This is a genomic window from Haematospirillum sp. 15-248 (assembly GCF_012102665.1).
In the GTDB taxonomy this organism is placed as follows: Bacteria; Pseudomonadota; Alphaproteobacteria; order Rhodospirillales; family Rhodospirillaceae; genus Haematospirillum.
The window spans coordinates 36,187-56,693 of record NZ_JAAVTF010000007.1 but is presented as its reverse complement, the minus strand read 5'-3'; the positions used below and the strand labels follow the sequence as shown (position 1 = coordinate 56,693).

The window sequence follows — 20,507 nt, the reverse complement described above, 5'->3', positions numbered from 1 at the left end:
ATACCTGCCGTTACTCTATGCAAGACGGGAACATTGAAATGCGAACAATCGCAAACTAGATTCAACCTATTATTTTCAAGCACGATACTCATTCCGCCGGAGCCATGATGCCACGCCAGACCATTCATATTCTTCTTGCCTTGGCCCTGCTCCTGGCCGGCTATGTCTGGTGGGCAGGAAAAGAAAGACGATCCGCAGACAACGCCCGGGCCGCACGCCCTGTACCAGTGCTGACCGCCATAGCCGACACCCGTTCTGTGCCTTACCTTTTCTCAGCTCCAGGCACAGCCCTTCCGGTTGCCCGCGTTGATCTCCGGACCCGTGTTGAAAGCGTGGTCGAGGCTATCCATTTTTCCGAAGGACAAGAAGTCCGGCAGGGAGAGCTGCTGTTCACCCTGGATGACCGTTCCCTGAAAGCAGAACTAGCCGAAGCCGAAGCCAACCTGGCCCGTGACCGGGCACAACTGGGCAAGGCACAGGGCGATGCCCGCCGTTACGCCGACCTGGTCCGTCACCAGGCCACATCGCGCCAGGCCTATGAAGCCGCCATTGCCGGAGTTGATGCCCTGCAGGCAACGGTCAATGCCGGCATGGCTGCCATTGAAAGCGCACGGGTTGCCCTAGACCATACCCGGATTGTTGCTCCGATGGGCGGCTATACGGGGGCTGTTTCCGTGCGACCCGGGTCCAGCGTCCGTCCATCGGACACCGATCCCTTGGTAACGGTGACCGCCATTCGCCCGATAGAGGTATCCTTCAACCTGCCGGAATCTCTTCTGGGGATCGTTCGATATGGCCAGGGCCGTGCACCCCTGGATGTTGTTGCCACGACCCCGCAGGACTCATCCTCCCCGGTCACCGGCAAGCTGGTGTTTATTGACAACAAAGTCGACCGTCAGTCCGGCACTATCATGCTCAAAGCCCGGTTCCCCAATGAAGAGACACAGCTGTGGCCCGGACAGCTGGTCAGTATCACCTTGACCCTGCGCGTGGACCACGATGCCCTGACCATTCCGGATACGGCTGTCCTGACAAGCCAGGGAGGGCCGTATGTTTTTGTGGTCAGTGCAGACAAAACGGTAGCAGCTCGCCCCGTCAATGTCGCACGTAGTCTTGATGGTCTTGCTGTTATAGACAAGGGCCTGAGCGCCGGTGAACGTGTTGTCATACAGGGGGCATCGCGGTTGGTGGAAGGATCTGCGGTCTTCGAGCAGGATCCGGATAAGCCGGATAACGGGAAGGCTGCACCATGAACATATCCGAACTGTTCATACGCCGCCCGGTCATGACGGTTCTGCTGTCGCTAAGTGTCGTCTTGGCCGGGCTGGCTGCGTGGCGGCAGCTTCCGGTCGCAGCCCTTCCCAATGTGGATTTCCCCGTCATCAGTGTCAGCGCATCCCTGCCCGGTGCCAGCCCTGAAACCATGGCCGTATCCGTTGCAGCCATCCTGGAGCGTGAGTTTTCCACCATCGCAGGCATCCGCACTATCACCTCCAGCTCCCGGAATGGCAGCACCAGCCTGTCGGTGGAATTCGTCCTCGACCGCAATATTGATGCGGCCGCCCAGGATATCCAGGCGGCCATATCCAGGGCCCAGCGCCGCCTGCCAGACGATATGACAACACCGCCGACCTGGCGCAAGGTCAATCCGGCAGACTCCCCGATTGCCATTCTGGCCCTGTCCTCACCGCTGGTCGGCTTGCCCGATATCAACGAGTATGCAGAGTCCGTTGTACAGCCGCGTATTTCTGCCCTGCCTGGGGTGGCACAGGTTCTGGTTTATGGCTCGCAGAAATATGCTGTCCGGATCAAGGCTGACCCTGATGCCCTGTCCGCACGGAACTTGACTCTTGATGATCTGCAAACAGCGGTCGCCGCAGCCAATGCGAATACTCCTGTCGGCATTCTGTCCGGAGATTCCCGACAGCTGATTCTGACGTCCAACGACCAACTCCCTGATGCAAAAGCCTTCGGGAACCTGATCCTTGCGGTTCGCAAAGGAGCACCCATTCGCCTTGGCGATGTGGCCACAGTCAGCAACAGCGTGGAAAACGATCGCGCCGCCAGCTGGCATAATGACAACCGGGCCATTGTTCTGGCCGTTCAAAGACAACCCGACGCCAATACCGTGCAGGTTGTTGACGATATACAAAGGCTCCTCCCGGATCTGCGCACACGGCTCCCCCCATCGGTATCAATTGATATTGTCAGCGACAGGGCCCAATCCATCCGTGAAGCGGTGGATGATGTCCAGTTCACCCTGCTTCTGATCATCATCCTGGTCATTCTGGTCATTTTCCTGTTCCTGCGCCGGACCACGGCCACCATCATTCCCGCCGTAGCCGTCCCCCTGTCCCTTCTGGGCACAGCAGGAGGCATGCACCTTATGGGGTTTTCCATCGACAACATCTCACTTCTGGCTCTGACCCTTTCGGTTGGTCTGGTCGTGGATGATGCCATTGTGATGCTGGAAAATATTGTCCGTCATATCGAAGCCGGAATACCGCCCTTCGAAGCCGCCCTGAAAGGTTCACGCGAAATCGGGTTTACCATTGTCTCCATCACCTTGTCCCTGGTGGCTGTCTTTATTCCCATCCTTCTGATGGGCGGTGTACTGGGGCGTTTGTTCCATGAATTTGCTGTCGTCGTGACCATGGCCTTGGTTATATCGGCCCTGGTATCCCTGACACTGACACCTTTTCTATGTTCCCGCCTGCTGACACGCCATGACCTGGAGCGCGAGGAAAGCCCGCTGGGGCAAACCTTGTCCCGTGCACTGGACTGGATGGAAGCCGGCTATGCCCGGTCCCTGTCGTGGTGCCTGCAGCATCACCGCCTGACCGCAGGCGTTGCCGCAGCAACCGTAATCCTGACGCTGGTTCTGTTTGTCACGATTCCCAAGGGCTTCTTCCCCGAAGAAGATATCGGGCAATTTGTCGCCATTACAGAAGCATCAAAAGACATCGCCTTCCCGGCCATGGTCACAGCCCATTCCCGCATTGCCCGGATTGTACGCGCCCATCCTGCTGTCAGCGGGGTAACATCCGCTGTCGGGGGCGGAGCAACAACGGCCATAAATTCCGGCCGCCTGTTCGTCAGTCTGCGCCCACGCGGTGAACGGCCCCCCATACAAACCGTTATTGCGGAACTGCGGCGTCAGGTTGCGCGTGAGGTTGGTATCTCCGTCTTCATGGTTCCAACCCAGAACTTGCGGCTGGGGGGACGAACATCCAAAAGCCAGTATCAATACACGATCCAGGCCCTGGACAGTACAGAGCTGTATGCATGGTCCGCACGCCTGGAAGAAGCCATGCGTGTAGACCCGCATATGGTTGATGTTGCCAGTGATCTGGAACTGTCCAACCCACAGGTTTTTGTCAACATAGATCGGGACAAGGCAGCCCTGCTGGGGATCCGGGTTGATGCTGTTCGTGCGGCGCTCTACAGCGCCTTTGGACAGAGGCAAATTTCCACCATTTACACTGACAGCAACGACTATGCCGTCATCCTGGAACTGGAGCCACGCTTCCAGCAAGACGAAAGCAGCCTGTCACGCATTCATGTACGCGCCAATGGCGGGGAGCTGGTCCCACTGGGGGCTTTTTCGACACTGGAACGAACATCCGGCCCCATGAGCGTTAACCGTCAGGGGCAAACCCCGGCGGTCACACTCTCGTTCAATCTTGCACAGGGTGCTGCACTGGGGGATGCCGTTACGGCCATCCGGGCCCTGGAACAAACCCTTGGTCTTCCAGCCTCGGTCAGCACCAGTTTTTCAGGGACGGCAGAAATATTCCGGGAGTCCATGCAGAACCAAACCCTTCTTCTGGGCGCGGCGATTCTCGTTATCTATGCCGTTCTGGGCATACTGTACGAAAGCTACATTCACCCACTGACAATCTTGTCCGGCCTGCCCTCGGCTTCGGTCGGGGCCTTGGCAACGTTGATGCTTTTCAATGTCGAATTGAGCGTTATTGCCATGATCGGTCTCTTGATGCTGATCGGGATCGTCAAGAAAAACGCCATCATGATGATTGATTTCGCGCTGGACGCCCGACGTATCGAGGGGCTTTCTGCCCGCGATGCCATCGAAAATGCCTGCCTGATACGGTTCCGCCCGATCATGATGACCACTATGACAGCGATTGTCGGCACCTTGCCCATTGCCGCAGCCTATGGCGCCGCCGCTGAACTGCGGCAACCGCTGGGGCTTGCCGTTGTCGGTGGCTTGATTGTTTCCCAGGCACTGACCCTATACATCACCCCGGTTATCTATCTGTATATGGAACGGCTTCGGACCGGATGGACTGCATACAACACAAAGGCATAATTCTCATTAATCTCTGCCAGTTATAATGGCGTGTTCTCGTGGTTGGAAAAAAAGTACGGGTAGTATTCCGACACAATCAAGGCAGCGGTTTCAATATGATCTTAAGATTCTGACAGATCCGGCACCACCGCATCATAACTGATGTAACTTTACGTTCGCCGGACCAAGAGGCCATGTCATAATAAACTGAATAGGGGAGCAATAGCCTTGCATACGTGCAGCGTATGACATGGGGATTGGGGGCCTTCTTTATGCTCCAAGGATACTGTTGCGCATGAAGGATTTATTTTCTGATCTGGATCTGCATCAACAAAGAATTGCTCTTCTGTCTGAAGATGGCGGTGAAGTGTCATACCACGACCTTTCTATTCAGACTGACTTCTGGGCAAATGCCGTTGCAGGGCGCAGCCTTGTCCTGACTCTGTGCCAGAATTGCCCGGAAGCTGTTATTGCGTATATCGGGCTGATGCGCGCAAATTCCGTACCAGCCTTGGTGCATCACTCCGTATCACAGCACCATCTTGTAGACATTACGAACCGCCTGAACCCGGGTTACATCCTCTGTCCACTGGATCATGCATCAGCCTTCGGGCACACCAGGATCGTACAACAAAGAAACGGCTATGTCCTGATGCACCGGGGAGAAAGCCCCGCAATGCACGATCAACTGTCCCTTCTTCTCACAACATCAGGATCAACAGGAAGCCGGTCTTTCGTCCGGATTTCACGCAATAATATCCTTAGTAATGCGGCATCAATTGCACAATCTCTCGACCTCAAAGAGTCTGACCGTGCGATCACCACAATGCCCTTCAGCTACAGCTACGGACTGTCAATCATTCATTCCCATCTTCTTGTCGGCGCATCTGTTTTTGTGACAGAGAACGCGGTGGTTACACCTGCTTTCTGGCATGCCGTACAGGAGCATCGCGTCACAAACTTTGGTGGCGTGCCGTTTATTTACCAGACATTGAAGCGTCTGCGCCTTGACACGATGGACTTACCCGCCTTGCGTCTGCTGACACAGGCCGGGGGACGTATGGATCCAGACGATATCCAGTCATTTGTACAGTCATGCGCAAGAAACGACAGACAGTTCCGGGTCATGTATGGACAGACGGAGGCAACTGCGCGCATGTCCTGCGTCCCTTGGGATGCCATGCCATCCAAGGGACATACCATCGGTATTCCGATCCCCGGGGGAAGCATGTTCCTGATTGATGAAGCCGGGAATCCGATACAGGAACCGGAACAGCCAGGCGAGCTTGTCTATCAAGGCCCCAATGTCTCACTTGGCTTGGCACAATCTGCAAATGACCTGACCTTGGGAGATTGCCACAAAGGGACCTTGCACACAGGGGATATCGCCTGCCGCGACAGTGATGGATTCCTGCGTATTATCGGGCGCAAGAAGCGATTCCTGAAAATATTCGGGCACAGGGTCAGCCTGGACGAAACAGAACATCTTCTGGAAAAGGCCGGCTATCACGCTGCATGCAGTGGCCATGACGATAGACTATGTGTTTTTATTACAGACGCGGACAAGGCTAGGGATGTAGCCGCATTCCTGCAATCTGTAACAAGCCTGCATCACAAGGGGATCTTCGTTCATGCAGTCCCCGCATTTCCCCGTCTCGAGTCAGGGAAAACGGATTATTCCACCCTTATGAGCCAGGCTGTGCCATGATCACACCCTTGCCCCTTGATACTTTCTTTGACGAACCACCCTACGGACTGGCTCGTCCGCAAAGAGAGACCCTCTTTCTGGAACGCATGTCGTGGTTGACACACCATCATATGCAACACTGCCCGTCTTACAAAAAAATGATGGCTTTCTTCCCGGACCAGACGGAAAAGCATCCCTCTCTGGAGCACGTTCCCTTCTTGCCGGTTCGCCTCTTCAAGGAACTGGATCTGAAAAGTGTTCCCCGGAACCAGGTCCAGAAGACCCTGCTGTCATCAGGAACAACCGGTCATACACGTTCGCGCATTGCTCTTGATCATGCTGAAATCATACGACAAACGAAAGTCCTTACCCACATTACAGTGAATTTTACGGGGCTGGAACGGATGCCCATGCTGATCATCGACTCACAATCCGCACAAAGGGGTGCGGATGCATTATCAGCGCGCACAGCAGCTACAACCGGATTTTCACTCTTTGGGCGCCCCATCACGTATGCCCTGGACAAACAGGGAATGACCGATCTGAATGCCCTGAAGGACTTTGAAGCCCGTTATGGTAACCAGCCTGTTTTTGTCTTTGGCCTCACCTTCCTTGTATTCTCAAAATTTCTGAAGTGCCTTGAGGAACAGGGTATGCGCCTTGATCTGGGGAAAGGTATCCTGATCCATGGTGGTGGGTGGAAGAAGATGGCCGACCAACAGATCAGCGCCAGGGCATTTCGTGCACTGGCTGAGAAAACAACCGGTATCCGTTCTGTCCATAATTACTATGGTCTTGTCGAACAAACAGGCTCCATCTTTCTTGAATGTGAGCAACACTATCTGCATCCGTCCCTGTTCTCGGATGTCCTGGTGCGGAATGCGCATCTTGAGCCGTGCGCATCAAACGAACGGGGTTTGCTTCAGCTCTTTTCCGCTTTGCCCGAAAGCTATCCCGGTCATAGTCTTTTGACAGAAGATGAAGCCACGATTCTTGGGGAAGATGATTGTCCGTGCGGGAGAAAGGGGAAATATTTTGTTGTACATGGACGAGTCCAGGACGCTGAAGCCAGAGGATGCAGCGATACCCTTTCTTGATGAGGGATCTACCGTTGATCTGCTGGCCGGGAATCGTGACCTGCATGACACGTGTCTTCCACCATTCGCACCGCCTGTCTGCGAATTCCTCGGCGCCTTGTCAAAGGCCCTGCGTCTTGATCCGCAAGCCAAGAAGAAACCCGACCTGCAAACGTTTGCTTTCTGGTGTCGGCCTGCAGGCATCAAGGCCTCACAGAAACTCTGCAATGATTCCAGACTACGCCTTGGGCGCGGCCTGACACTACACATTGCACCCGGCAATATTCCCATCAACACAGCCTTCTCGCTAGCCTTTGGCCTGTTGGCCGGTAACGTGAACATCGTGCGAGCTCCGTCACGCCCATTTGAAGAGATCGATATCCTGTGCCGCATTCTGAATGATGTTGTCAGCGTATCTCCATATCAAGACATGGCCAGGCGCTTTGCCATCGTCCGTTATGCAAGGGATCTGGATTTAACCGCCACACTGTCACGTGTCTGTGCAGCCCGCATGATCTGGGGCGGCGATTCAACTGTCACGCACATCCGGTCCCTGCCGACACGACCGGACTGCGTTGATGTTGTATTCCCTGATCGCCTGTCCCTGTGCATCATGGATTCCGATGCCGTTGCCAAGCTGGAAGACGATGATCTGGCTGCACTTGCCCGTGCGTTCTTCAACGACGCATACACAATGGACCAGAACGCATGCTCTTCCCCCCGTTATGTCATCTGGTGCGGCAAAGGAAGAGGTCCACAGCGTTTCTGGAATGCCCTTGAACATCACATAACAGACAGGTCATACACACTGCGCGCCGAACAGGCTGTCAGCAAAGCCACCTCTGTCCTGAAAGCCCTGGCGATACGCCCGGACATCCAGGCGGTCCAGCCGTACGGCATTACCCTTTCTGTACTGGACCTGCCAACCGTTCCCCTGTGCTTTGAGACAGAAAGCGGTCGAGGTGGCTTCTTCTTCCAGACGCACATTCATCACCTTGATGATCTTGCCCCGTCCTTGTCCCCGAAAGTACAGACCTTAACGTACTTCGGCATCACACCATCGGCCATGCAGGAATGGACCCTGCGCCATGGTATCTGCGGGATAAGCCGCATTGTGCCTGTCGGGCAGGCCCTGGACATGGATGTGCTCTGGGATGGTTTCAATATTGTGGCAGAGCTCTCACGCATTGTTCACGTGAGATAAAGACCGCAGCGAACGGTTCCGGTCAGAGCATCCCTTGGTCCTGGGGCATGCAGGACGCTGTCAGAAACTTGGACCGAAACGGTCGCACTCAATCACAAAAATACCCGCCCCCGGTCGCGACCGGCCTGGACGCCCGGGCAACCCGTCAGCACCCCAAAGTCCGTCACATCCCCGACGCCCGGGAGCAATACCGGGCAGTGCTCTTCCCCCCGCACCACCAAGCCCCGGCAATCCACCCGAACCCGGTGAACCACCCGGCCCCCCCAAAGACGGCAAAGAGAGGGACCGGATCACCGTTCCCACCGGAACCTGGACAAAAATATTGGATGACAGCCCACCGTTTCCGCCTTGTCCGCCATGACCGCCACGCCCCCCGTGACCACCGGCACCCCCGTCCCCGGAAGGCCGCAAGACACGGAGAGACTTGATGCCGTTACCACCCTGCCCACCGTTACCACCGCGCCCTCCCTGCCCGCCGCTCCCCCCTAGAGCACCAGACCCAGCACGGGAAAAGATACGCAGGGGACGAGAGTCACACCCCACCAACCGCGCAATCCGTATATCGGCTACCTTGCACATGCCACCATTACGGCCACGCACACCATGGCCTCCGTCCAGACCGGACCCACCATCCCCGGCATGACACTGCGCGGGAACATGAACCGGGACCGGACCAAAGAGAGATCCCTCGACCTCGACAGACATACCAGGAACACCGTCATCCCCGGGTAACCCGTCAACACCAGGGCATCCTGTATTGGGACTCAGCTGCCGGTCTACCGAGAAAGGCGTTGGCAGAACCGCAATATCGTACCTGTCCTCGGCGACGTCCTGCCAGGAGCTGACCGGATCAACACGTTCCAGCGTGCCGCACACCAGAAACAAGACATTGCCTGAAACGGTAATCCTGGCCCCCTCCTCCAGGACCAGGTGATCAACGTGCACAAAGACATACAGCTCTTCCATGTAATCAAGGCCGGGCCACTGTCCATGACGGACACTGACATCCCAGATCTCACCTTGGGCAAGTCGCTTGTAGGAAAGACGGATCACCTTGACATGCAGGGGCAGATGGTTGGCAAGCCCGGCACGGTCCGCTTCATGCAGCCTGCCATCCGCGATCGCATATTCCTCGCCACGGTCATGCATCCCCTGGGGAAGGCGCTGGCGCGCTTCAATCCCGCGATAGAACAATGCACTCTTGCGTACACGGACCGCATGATCCGGCGAGCCAAACAGACGACGCGCCGTCTCCAGATCCGGCACTGTGACAAAATGGGTTCCGATCGGCCAGTCCTCCCCGGGGCGGGGAAGGACCGACAGATCGTAATCCGAAGACTCAGTGGTCACCACCATGCGTATAACCGTACCGTCTACAGACTGTTAATATAAATGTTCCCGGGATTACCCTGACGAATCCCCGCCTTGCCGGGCTGACCGGGCTTGCCATTGTTGCCACGCGCACCACCTGCTCCGTTGGCAGAATGCTTCCCGCCAGCGCCGCCATTTCCAGCACGGCCGCCAGCACCACCCAGGCCACCGGCACCACCAATGCCGGCATGGGCAATATCAGCAACCCTGACAACACTGGATACCGCTTCGGCAGGAACCTTTATGAACACATCACCACCATCGACAGCATCGCCGCCCTGACCACCGTTCCCACCATCGCCGCCATTGCCGCCACGACCACCGTCGCCGCCATCAGTGCCTTCACAGCCGGAATCACAACCACAGCCCCCGTTTCCACCCTGCTGTCCGGCACCGCCGTCTCCACCACGACCGCCGGCACCACCGGCCCCGGAACGCGTGAAGACAACCAGCTTTTCTCCTTCCGGATTATCAAACGCATAGAATGTCAGGTTGGCCTGCAGGCTGGGGCGTCCGGTTCCACCGAGATTTCCATCCTGCCCATCCCCGCCATTGGATCCGTTGCTGCCAAGACCGCCAGGCCCGACACCTGTGCAGATCCCCGGAGACGCAGGCTGGACATCCTTGCCGGATGCAGCCTGATTGGAAGGCGTATCACCATGGGCACCATCCATGCCAGTGACACCGTCTGTACCAAGAATACCGATATGATAGGGCTTGGTTCCCGTACCTTCACGGAAAGCCACCTTGCGGGCATTGATTGTAAGAACCGTGTTCAGGGCCGTAATGGATCCACCGGCAAACGTTAATGTTCCCACGTTCAGCAAAACAGGTGCCGAAGCGGGACCATAAACGATATCGGTTGTCACCGTCATGTCCTCAACAGCTATCTTGCTGGCCTGGATCGGGAATATCTTCTCGGCAAAAGCCTTGTCATGAGGTGCCAGTTTACCGGCGCCGTAGACAAAGTTGCTGAGGCGGACCAGACATCCGTCATCATCGGTACCGGCAAGGGCATTCCCATGCAGACACGAAAGATGCTGCGTATGGGCCTCGCGCTGTGCATCGGTCAGATCCCCTGCGAACAGGGTTTTATATTCTTCCAGGGACGCAACCTGGACCGGGATCTTTGCTGCTGGGCAAACGGCCGGTTTCTCTTCAACATCAGAAAGGCTCATACCTGTCATCTCCTGTATGGGGTTGAGGTCATGGAGTAAAACGAACCCATTTCCAGTCCGGAGCACCATGTATCATTCTTACGGTACCAAGACTTCCATAGGTCGTCCGATTGAGGGCTGTCGCAATTGTTTGGCCAACAGCCCCCCCACGGGATCCCGGGATCGCACTGAAGCAGCAAGACATCTTGATCGGGGGATGTGTACCGCCGCCAACCCAGTCAGGATGTTGGGTCCGCATGTATCGTGCCAGGAGCTTGGCGGACATCGGGCGCATGTACCCGGCACCCTTGATGGACGGGAACACAAAACGCCCGGCACCATGCACGTCGATCACATCATGGAACTCGGTCCCGGATGCATTCAGACGAAAGGCCTCAGAGAAAAGAAGCCCAAGCTCTTCGCGATTGAGGGTCAGGAACCGATATGAATGACCGGTCTCGGATTTGGCGATTGGATGCACCCGGGTAAAGGCATCAATCAGATCAAAATCGTTCTCTCCCAACGGTACAGGCATCGTATTCCCGAACCAGGAGAAGTAGGACCCGGACGCGGCAACGGCTCCGCCAAAACCAGCCAGAGCTGACAAGGCCACCGTTATGCCATTCCCCGCACTGAAGAGGGGCTGACCACCAAGAGCCGCCTGCGTTCCTATCGCAGCTGCAGAACCGGACAAGCCACCCGCCACCCCGGATGCGGCAGAGCCAATCCGACTGACAGCTGCAGCCGAATAACCCGCTCTGAAAGCCCGGCCTATTGCAGCATTGGCCGCTGTACCACCAAAGAACTCACCCGCAGCACCACCCGCAGCACCAGCGGCAAGATCAACAAGTGCCCGCACCGGCGTAAAGCGTTCACCGGATGCTCCCGCTGCTGTCGCATCACCCGCCAGGGAACCAACCGCGCCGGCCGCCGCTGAAACAGCGGTAGAGGCCCCAAGCGCCGTTCCTTCTTCTGTCGCAAACAGGAACGCACCGGCACCGCCTGTAAACAAGGTTGCAGCCGTACCAACCAAAACACCAAGAAGAACGGCCCACCACGCAGCCTCTCCGGTAGGATCAAGAAGAGAGACCGGATTGTTACCACAGTAAACGTAGGAAGATGCGTACTGTCCCTTGGGATCAACACTGTAGAAACGCTTCGATACCGGATCATAAAGACGGGCTGACGCATTGTACAAGCCTGTTTCTGCGTCATACTCATACCCGGTAAAACGGTAGCGCAGGTGATCAGCGGCCCCATAACGGGCTACAACCTCGCCAAATACGTTATAATGGAACGCGCTTGAAAGCCTTCCGTCTGCCACCAGCCCACGCACGGAACCCAGATGGTCCGTCAGAACCGGCATAATCTGCCCGTCAACCCGAATGGCAAACAACCCACCGGGACCGTAGAGATATTCCGTAACTGATGGCGTTCCCGAAGCAGGACAATATTCCTCCATCAAGGTCCAGCCATTCACACCACGCACATAGACCCGGCGACCCTCTGTCGTGGTCTTGACGATACGGTTTGATCGGCTGTCATACTCAAAGGCAACATCACCATCCGTGGTCCGTATCCTGTCCACACGCCGAGTACCCGGATGACGCACAATGTCGGTAATTGCCCTTGAATCAGCCCGGGTCACGGCACCAACAGCATCAAAGGCATAATCGGCACGATCACTGCCATCGGTATTGATAACCTGGTTGGTACCGGCACGATAACGGTACGCCATTGCCTGACCGTCATGGTCACAAGACAAAACATTACCGTTGTCATCATAGGATGTCGGCGTAACGACCCCGAAACTCCAGCGCGGTTGGACAACACCATCAGCCATCGTCCGGGCTGACAGAATCCGACCGCCTGAGTCATAGCGGCAGGCTGTGGACGTCCGCGCCGGGAACCCCGGCACAGCCAAAGCCGGCAGGGAGAAGGTCACATCGATCGAAGAGACCTGCCCATTGTAGTACGCGGTACCATCCATAGCCCCGCTGTTGTAGGACAGCTCTTCGGTCATAAAGGCCGAAGAAAGACGGACCGGCCACCCGGGACTGTTATAGGCATAACCCGTCGTCACCGCTGCCTGTGCACCGGGAAGGATGCGCTGCTCTGCAATCTGGTCACCTGGTGCGTATGTCCATGCGGCCAGCACGGTGCCATTTCTATCGACCATACGCTCGACCCGGCCGACAGCATCACGCTGTGACAGGACCGTAAACCCGGATGGATAGGTTGTGCCGGTCACATTACCCAGGTTGTCATAGGTAAAGGTTGTCGCATACGCCCGGCCAAGCTGCGGCAAACGCAATGTCTTTCCGGCAACCTGACCGGTATCATCATGATCATAGACAAGAACACTGGTGGCCTGACGGCTTGTTTCATCACATTCCGTCGCAGACACCAGATGCCCGAGATTGTTGACAGACGTCCCGTCACCGTCATGCACAAAACGACGCAGGGCGCGGGCACCGTCCTCCGGGCGTGGCCAATCCGGCTGTTCCGCCCTGGCCTGCAAGGCTCGCCTGTCCCAGTCTGCTGCAACAAGACCGGTTTCAAGCGGTCGCCCATAGCGGTCATATTTACTGTAAACCACATCACCACGGGCGGCCGTAACAGCATCCCGGGCAAAACGTACATGTCCGGCAGCGTTGAAAACCGCCGTCTTCAGGCCACTGTCGGGATCCATGCGGCTGATAATCCGTCCAGAAAGATCAGACAGTGTCAGCCTGGTCCAGGCATCGGCTGCCCCTCCGGAAGGAAGAGCATAAAAATTCGGCAGACGAACCGCCTGCTGTACGCCATCAGGCGTATAAACCGTGGCCTGACTCTCGATGGTCCAGTGCCCACGTTCTGAATCAACACGGCGGGCCGTGGCAACCGCCCGGGACAACGTATCGGTCATGGTCACGGACACGTCACCATTCTGGTCTGTTTTCTGCACACAGGCATAGCGACCGACCGGCAGCCCCAACTGACGGGTTGGTGCATCATCCGTGTTGGCTCCATAGGACCAGCGTACGGTATGACGCCCCTCCGGAGTACGTGTGGACAGGTTGACGATGGCAAAGTCACGACCAGGCATACCGGTCTCGACAACACGCCCCAGAGGAGACGGCTCAAAGCGTTTGCGGGTATAGGGATATCCTTGATCCTGCGGCCAAGCATCTGCCGCTTTTCCGGACAAAAGGCCGCTGTCACGATCAAAAGCCGTAACCAGATCACGGCGCCAGAACAGGAAGCCGTCACGACGGATATCAAGCGCAACGGGTTTGAGTTGCACATCCGGCCGCCCCAGTTCGTCATACAGGGTCGTCGCGATGACAACCTGCGTACCCTCAACAGAATGCCCCTGCGTCGTACGACCGCATCCGTCGAAATAGCGGATGGCCATCTGCAAACGGCTGCCGGCAACAAATTCACTGATAACCAGTGGCCCTCCGGCAACAAACGCCGGACGCCCCTGCGGGCACTGCTCGGGCAGATAACGGAACAGAATCCGGCCATCAAGCGCCATAATCACAGCATGGGGTCCCAGCACAACCAACCAGTCACCGGATGGAGTGGGACTGGTAAAGGCACCGTGCACTGTGTCTTTGTTCAGGCGATCGGTCAGTGTCCAGGCGCATGTATCCGGATTCCAGGCAACAGCAAGATCATCACCCAGCATCAGACCAACGCTGTGTCCAGGTTCAGCCTTGACTGTCAGGCGAACCATATAGTCTGTGACAAGCCGGATCCCGGTAAAATCGATCCGCCCGGGTTGATCCCCATGATAAGCAAGCTGCCCGTTGGCACTGGTCCACAACGTCGGCTGTGTCGACGAGAACCCGTCCGACCAGACGCCATTGTTGCGAAACCGGCCATACCATGTGTCCCCCATCGGCTGGACCACAAGCTGACTGTTGGGAGTGTCCGGATCAAAACCATCCTGCGTTTGCCGCGCCAGATACGGCGCGATCACATTGACAACAGACTGGAATTCGTTGGTGATCGCGACCTGGCGTTGCTGCCGGTCATAGATGCGGCGACGGATCTGGTTATAGGGGCCAACCTCAGCCGTCACACGATAGGTCACAGGATCAAAAACATGGGCCCGGACAGACCCACCACGTGTCGAAAATGCCACGTTATCGATGAAGACTGTCACGTTGCCACTGTTGACGGGCGTCAAACGCACCGTAACCGGACCCTGACATCCGGACAGATCCACAGGAATGGCATAAAAGGACCACTGTGTTGACGCAACCCGAATAGTCCGGGGCGTGGGCAATGATGCAGCACCGGGACCGGTATACTCCACACGCCAGCATTCAACAGGGTCATGAACACGCGCAGCCGGATCCAGACAAGCCCAGAACGAGAACAGGAATGGCTCTGAACGATCACGCGGCGTCAGCTCCAGAGATGCCCCGGATACCCCTGCCGGCACCGCCATACAACGTGTCCCCGTGCAGCTGATGGCCGTTACCAGGGGAGTCCGCGCAGGATCCAGGTTCCAGTTCCCAGCTGTCTCATAGGGTTCGAACCCGTAATAGTATGCTTCCTGTCCCGACAAGGACGCACCGGAAAAGGTCGCGACAAGGGGGGAGCCTGCCGTGGCATACAGCTCGCTCTGAACCAGCCCGGACGATGTTCGGGTCTCCACGTGATACCCATAGGCATTACGATGCTCGACACGTCCGGTCCGCAACCACTGTGCAGGATCCTCCGACGGGGTGGAACCACCTGCGGCAACACGACTCCATGCCTGAACTTCAGAGAAAAGAGACAGACGTCCGACATCCCCTATGGCCGGCCCGGGAAAAGAGCACCACTCCATCAGGGCCTGACCGGTTACAACTGGTTCGGCGTCACCTGTTGTAACGGTCGAGGTGATCTCCACCCATGGCGTCAGGATGTTGAGGAAACCAAACTGGGGATATCTCTGCCACCCGGGCACAACACGGCGGCGATGAACCTCGGTCTGCGCAACAGAATTCAGGACCGCTATGTCCGTTTGCATAACCTGTCCCGTACGCAGGTCATACGCAAAGGATTGACTTGATGTCACGCCATCGACAACACGCGTCGTTGATGTCAACTGCACATAACCGCCATGCAAGCGACGGGTTGTGCCATCCCTGATATCCTGGACCTGGTCAACAAAAGACCAGGTGTTGAGATAACTGGCCACCACACGGTTACCTGCATCATGCATGTCCGTACGCAGGAGCTGCCCGTCCAGAACAGCCTCCCGCACCGGATTCCCGGGGGCACGATCCCCAATCCCGTTCATAAAGGTATAACGGGTCGAACCATTCTGACCGCCCGGCCCTCTGGACACAGCAACCGTATAGTATTTGCAAACATCGCCCTGCGCGCTGAGAGCTGCCGTATCCGGATCAAACAGGTAGCTCACCGCCTCGCGGGTGTAACCGTTATCGCTGGTCACAGACCGCACTGGAAAATCTGCAACCGGTTGCAATACAGAGTCATGCAGGAACCGATACAGGGTCAAAGACTGCGCCTGATCAAAAGGCTCATCGGCAGGAAGGAAGGTTGCAAAGCTCCCCGGCCCGGAAGACTCACACAAAGCCTGCGGCACAACCTCACCGGCAAAAATAAACCCGGGCTTCAGGACCATGATTCGGGTCATCGGTCCCCCGGTATTTTCCTGCCCCAAAGCCAGCAAGAACAGCGGGCCCTGATTGACAAGGGTTGCCGTATTCACATCCGGGGGCAATGAGCCGGTTACATGCCGGGCGGCTTCTTTCCAGTCTGTTGATACACCCCGATCGTAAACACGGTCACCAAACGTCACCGTATTGCCACCAACACTGGGGCCATAGTGCTGCAAACCGCTCCCAACAGGTGCACCGTCATATAAAAGGAGCGGATCACCAGCCCAGACAGATTGGGTGGTATCGGGATCAAAAGCCTGCAACATCCCGATGACCTGATCCGGGGTGTATTCAGTCTTCACCACCACATCATCCCCGGCTACAAACCGGAAAGCAGCACCGTCCCTGACAGGTATACGCAGGGACAAGCTGTTATTGGGAAGCCATTCACGACCATTGAACCGCAACAGGTTGGGCCCGCAGGCAACCAGGCCAGATGGTAAAATGACAGGTATGGGCTGCCAGGGCAAAATGCCGGTTTCTGTCTTGTCGATGGTCCCAACAATCTGGAACGGCGCATTCAGTGTCCGGTCAGGCTTCCAGGTATACAGGCTGAGCTGCCACGTCAGGCGGGATCCTGTATCAGCAATGACCGACGCGGCAGCAAAAACCCATGATGCCGCCACCCAGTGAAAATTGGCACGAACATCCGGGCCGGAGATAGTTATGTCCGGTGCCGGACGTGTATCCAGAATCGTCCAGTCACCTGTTTCTCCAACACCATGACAGACCAGGCTGCTTTGCTTTGTACCGGGTGCGGAAAGCCCGTCGTAATACAGCACAACCATGGCAGTGGCATTCGCTGCCAAAAAAATATGCCAGGCAGAAGGATCCCGCATGCGTTCTTCTGTCGGAACGTTTTCTTGCGTCCATGACCGCGAGAGGTCATTCCATGTAAACCGGGTAACGGTGTTGTTCTGTCCGTTGGCTATGGCCAGAAAACGATCTCCGGCGACAACGTGGCTGTTACGGCTTTCAATACCCAGGGGAGAAGCAGGATCTTCAATCCACCCGCCCAGAATACGGTTGTCACGGTGGAAGAACAGCACGCAGCTGCTGGCTTTATCTGCATCAGGAACATGCAGAACAAAGAAATCATCACGCAAGACGGGATTGATACCATCCGGATCAATGGACAGCAGATACTGCTGCGCAGACGGGGTCCAGGCAATCCAGCGCCCGTTCCACGTATAAACTGTCAGACTGAAACGACTGTCAGCAATCCACAGGACAACCGCGTAGTCCGTACCAAACCAGACCCTTGGCCTGGCACTGGCCAAGGCCGGCAAGACCGTCAGGCTGCGCGAACACTGCGTCAGACTTTTTTGCTGGTAATCATACGCAACAACAGCCCCTTCCGGTAAATGCCGCGAGGCAATTGCCCCGGGATTACTCCCTGTTGCCGGGTAATACGTCATACGCAAGGGCGGCAGAAAACTGCCATCAGCCTGTACCCGGGTTATCGCCGTCAGGACGCGCCGCGTCATGGTGCCGGCAAAATCGGGGGGAGCCTTGTCAGGAACAGCCGCAAACAACCCAAGCTCATACGTAAAGCAGGTTGTAAACAACAGGTCGCCCGTGTGGGCACGGCACTCAACACGGTCAAGAAACAGCGTCTCGTAACGATCCTGCCACGCTGTGGGCGCATCATCGGGAACAGCCCTGTGCGGATCCAGATACTCACGCACACCGGACATGTCACTGGAATACTGCTTCGGTGCATAAATCAGGCGTGCTGAACGTCCGAACATGTCAGTGACAGTTTCCAGGTAGATGGCCCGGGTAAACGGCAGACCATTCACACCGACAAGAGGCTGGACCTGTCTGTAGGCAAAGCGGATCTCATCACGGTTCGGAGCCCGCTGAGCAGATACATACCATGACAACGGATACTGAGCCTGAATCCGCTTCCCCTCGGGATCGTGGGCAACCATTCCCGGGCCGGCCCACCCGTTCCAATGAACGCCCCAGACAATCGAATCCCCCTGACTGGTACCATGCCCCGCAGCGTTGGTTCCGGAAGCCCCACCAAAAATACGGCACAGACCGGATGTGTCATAAATCTCCCAGCGTTCGAACGGTGCGTAATAGCAAACACGAGAGAAATCATAGCCTTCTGCTTCGTAGTGAAAACCACCATCCAGAACAGACAAGGAGCCAGCTTCAACCCGGACAACAAGCATATAGGCGTTGACTGGATCAACAACAGACCAGCTCTGTCCGGGAACATCGACCGTTACACGCGCTCCCCGGTCCAGAACAAGGCCTTGGTCCAGAAAAGCACGCTGTACTGCCGGCGTTACCTCCTTGCGATCCAGGGAAGCAGACAGACTGATATCAAGACACCCCCGCTGCCACGGACGTGCAACACGATACAAACGGTTACGAGACCCCCGGCTAGTCAGGAAGAAGGTGACGCTGTTCCGATCACCCGGCACAGCATAATGGGCATCGATCCGGTCGATGGGCATATCCCACCCAAGCCCAAGAATGCCGGTCGGTGCATCGCGATTGCTTTGCACAACCTGCCCCGAAACAGCGCTGTTATAAGTGGCAAGAAGCTCCAGGTTCAGACCACTTCGCCCCGGAAGAGACAGCAGGGGAACAGAGAATGAAACGGTGCCCCGGAACAGATTCACATCCTGCCCGGAACTCCCATCGGCACTATATTGCGAGGCCTGCCCGGGCGGGGCCTCAAGTACCGTGTCCAACCTTGCAGCATTCATAACACGTTTCCGTACACCAGCCAGCCCAATCGAATCTGGCATTGGTTGTATACGATATAATTTATCCCGACAAGGTTAATAATAAGTCGGCACTTTACCGATTAATAAATGGTAATAAAAATAAGATGACATACGGAATGCTGTGCAGATGAATACAAAAGAGGAACGGCTCCAAACAAGAAGGAGCCGAACCGGGACAAAGAAAAACGGGAAAGAACAGAGTTGCAGCAGATATCAGGATACTCTGCAAGTCACAACGTGATGTCCCCTGCAACGCACCTGCAAGCAGGCAGATATCACAGGGGACAGCACCATCAATAGCGTATGATCAACGCGGCTTATTCTGCAACCAAACCCAACGCTTCCGCCGTAATATGGAACGGAATCTCGGAACCCGTCTCGACAAGAATCATCATATCCTCGACCCCATCACCTGTTACATCAATACGGAGGGCAGGTGGAGCATACCAAGCACCATAGTCAGCCCCTGCGCTATACCAGACAGAATGCGCAGCGGGATTTTGACCGCTGAAGGCAAGAGCCTGTAAACCATCCTCCGCTGTATTTGCATCAATGGCAGACAAGTCAATACGGTCCCCATCATCAGAGTTAAAATCGATAATTCTGGAAGGGTCATTGAATGGAGAGTCTGAAACCGACTTGAACACGAATGTATCGGCTCCCTTTCCACCCATCAGGATATCATCGCCCCCGTTGGCAATCAGGGTGTCATTACCTTCACCACCAGCCAGCATGCTTCTGCCCGCAGCGGCCTTAAGGGTATCACCGGCAAGGCCCCCAATAACGGCTTCTATATTGTGCAGTGTATCCTCATGCTGCCCACCGACCTTGACCACAACCGGCCCTTTGACAGACAAGTCCGCCTCGACAGGCTTATCTTTGTCGGAATATTCGGCCCCATCAAAACCAGCGCCACCATCCAGGATATCCCGCCCCGGACCACCAAAGAAAACTTCATTGGCAGAAGTCCCTGTCATCCGGTCATCAGCCGAACCACCGATGACCCTTTCAATATTTCTCAGAAGATCTTTCTGCTGACCATTCACATTGACAACCAGATCCCCCACAGAGGATGGCGTAATCGTCAGCGGATCTGCATAAGATGAATAATCAACAGTATCAGCACCACCAAGACCATCGATGAATCCACGAGCCTCAGGTGGATGCAAAAAATCACTGCCCTGCGTTCCAGTCACCACCGCATAGGGACCAACCATAACAACAGAGCTCTTCATCTGTGTCATATCCATCATATCCTCCATGTTCAGACAGGCCAGAACAGCCCCCAGA

At 56.3% G+C, this 20,507-nt stretch carries 9 protein-coding genes; 5 read left to right on the top strand and 4 right to left on the bottom strand.

Going from position 1 to position 20,507, the window contains the following annotated elements; genetic code table 11:
• The first annotated feature begins 104 nt into the window (after positions 1-104).
• The 5 genes from HEQ72_RS07440 to HEQ72_RS07420 all read left to right on the top strand — a co-directional run bounded on the left by HEQ72_RS07440 (position 105) and on the right by HEQ72_RS07420 (position 8,276).
• Positions 105-1,253 carry an efflux RND transporter periplasmic adaptor subunit gene (locus HEQ72_RS07440; protein WP_168021025.1) on the top strand — a complete coding sequence of 383 codons (1,149 nt, stop codon included), beginning with the start codon at positions 105-107 and terminating at the stop codon, positions 1,251-1,253.
• A complete protein-coding gene (locus HEQ72_RS07435; RefSeq protein WP_168023006.1) occupies positions 1,250-4,330 on the top strand; it encodes an efflux RND transporter permease subunit in 3,081 nt (1,026 codons plus the stop codon). Before HEQ72_RS07440 ends, HEQ72_RS07435 begins: the two co-directional genes overlap by 4 nt.
• Positions 4,331-4,604: 274 nt before the next feature.
• Complete coding sequence (locus tag HEQ72_RS07430) at positions 4,605-6,017, top strand: AMP-binding protein (protein WP_168021021.1); 1,413 nt, start codon at positions 4,605-4,607, stop codon at positions 6,015-6,017.
• A complete protein-coding gene (locus HEQ72_RS07425; RefSeq protein WP_168023005.1) occupies positions 6,014-7,093 on the top strand; it encodes an acyl-protein synthetase in 1,080 nt (359 codons plus the stop codon). The genes HEQ72_RS07430 and HEQ72_RS07425 overlap by 4 nt, the downstream gene beginning before the upstream one ends.
• Positions 7,041-8,276 carry an acyl-CoA reductase gene (locus HEQ72_RS07420; RefSeq protein ID WP_168023004.1) on the top strand — a complete coding sequence of 412 codons (1,236 nt, stop codon included), beginning with the start codon at positions 7,041-7,043 and terminating at the stop codon, positions 8,274-8,276. The genes HEQ72_RS07425 and HEQ72_RS07420 overlap by 53 nt, the downstream gene beginning before the upstream one ends.
• A 60-nt stretch (positions 8,277-8,336) precedes the next feature.
• Here the strand turns inward: HEQ72_RS07420 and HEQ72_RS11610 are convergent, their stop codons facing one another.
• The 4 genes from HEQ72_RS11610 to HEQ72_RS07400 form a co-directional block, all read right to left on the bottom strand.
• A complete protein-coding gene (locus HEQ72_RS11610; RefSeq protein WP_168023003.1) occupies positions 8,337-9,632 on the bottom strand; it encodes a hypothetical protein in 1,296 nt (431 codons plus the stop codon).
• 17 nt (positions 9,633-9,649) lie between these two features.
• The gene (locus HEQ72_RS07410) at positions 9,650-10,825 is read right to left on the bottom strand and encodes a hypothetical protein (RefSeq protein ID WP_168022983.1); all 1,176 of its coding nucleotides are present in this window, start codon (positions 10,823-10,825) and stop codon (positions 9,650-9,652) included.
• Between the two features lie 28 nt (positions 10,826-10,853).
• A complete protein-coding gene (locus HEQ72_RS07405) occupies positions 10,854-19,196 on the bottom strand; it encodes an RHS repeat-associated core domain-containing protein (RefSeq protein WP_168023002.1) in 8,343 nt (2,780 codons plus the stop codon).
• A gap of 338 nt (positions 19,197-19,534) precedes the next feature.
• Positions 19,535-20,461, bottom strand: a complete 927-nt coding sequence (locus HEQ72_RS07400; RefSeq protein WP_168021011.1) for a calcium-binding protein — start codon at positions 20,459-20,461, stop codon at positions 19,535-19,537.
• Positions 20,462-20,507 lie beyond the last annotated feature (46 nt).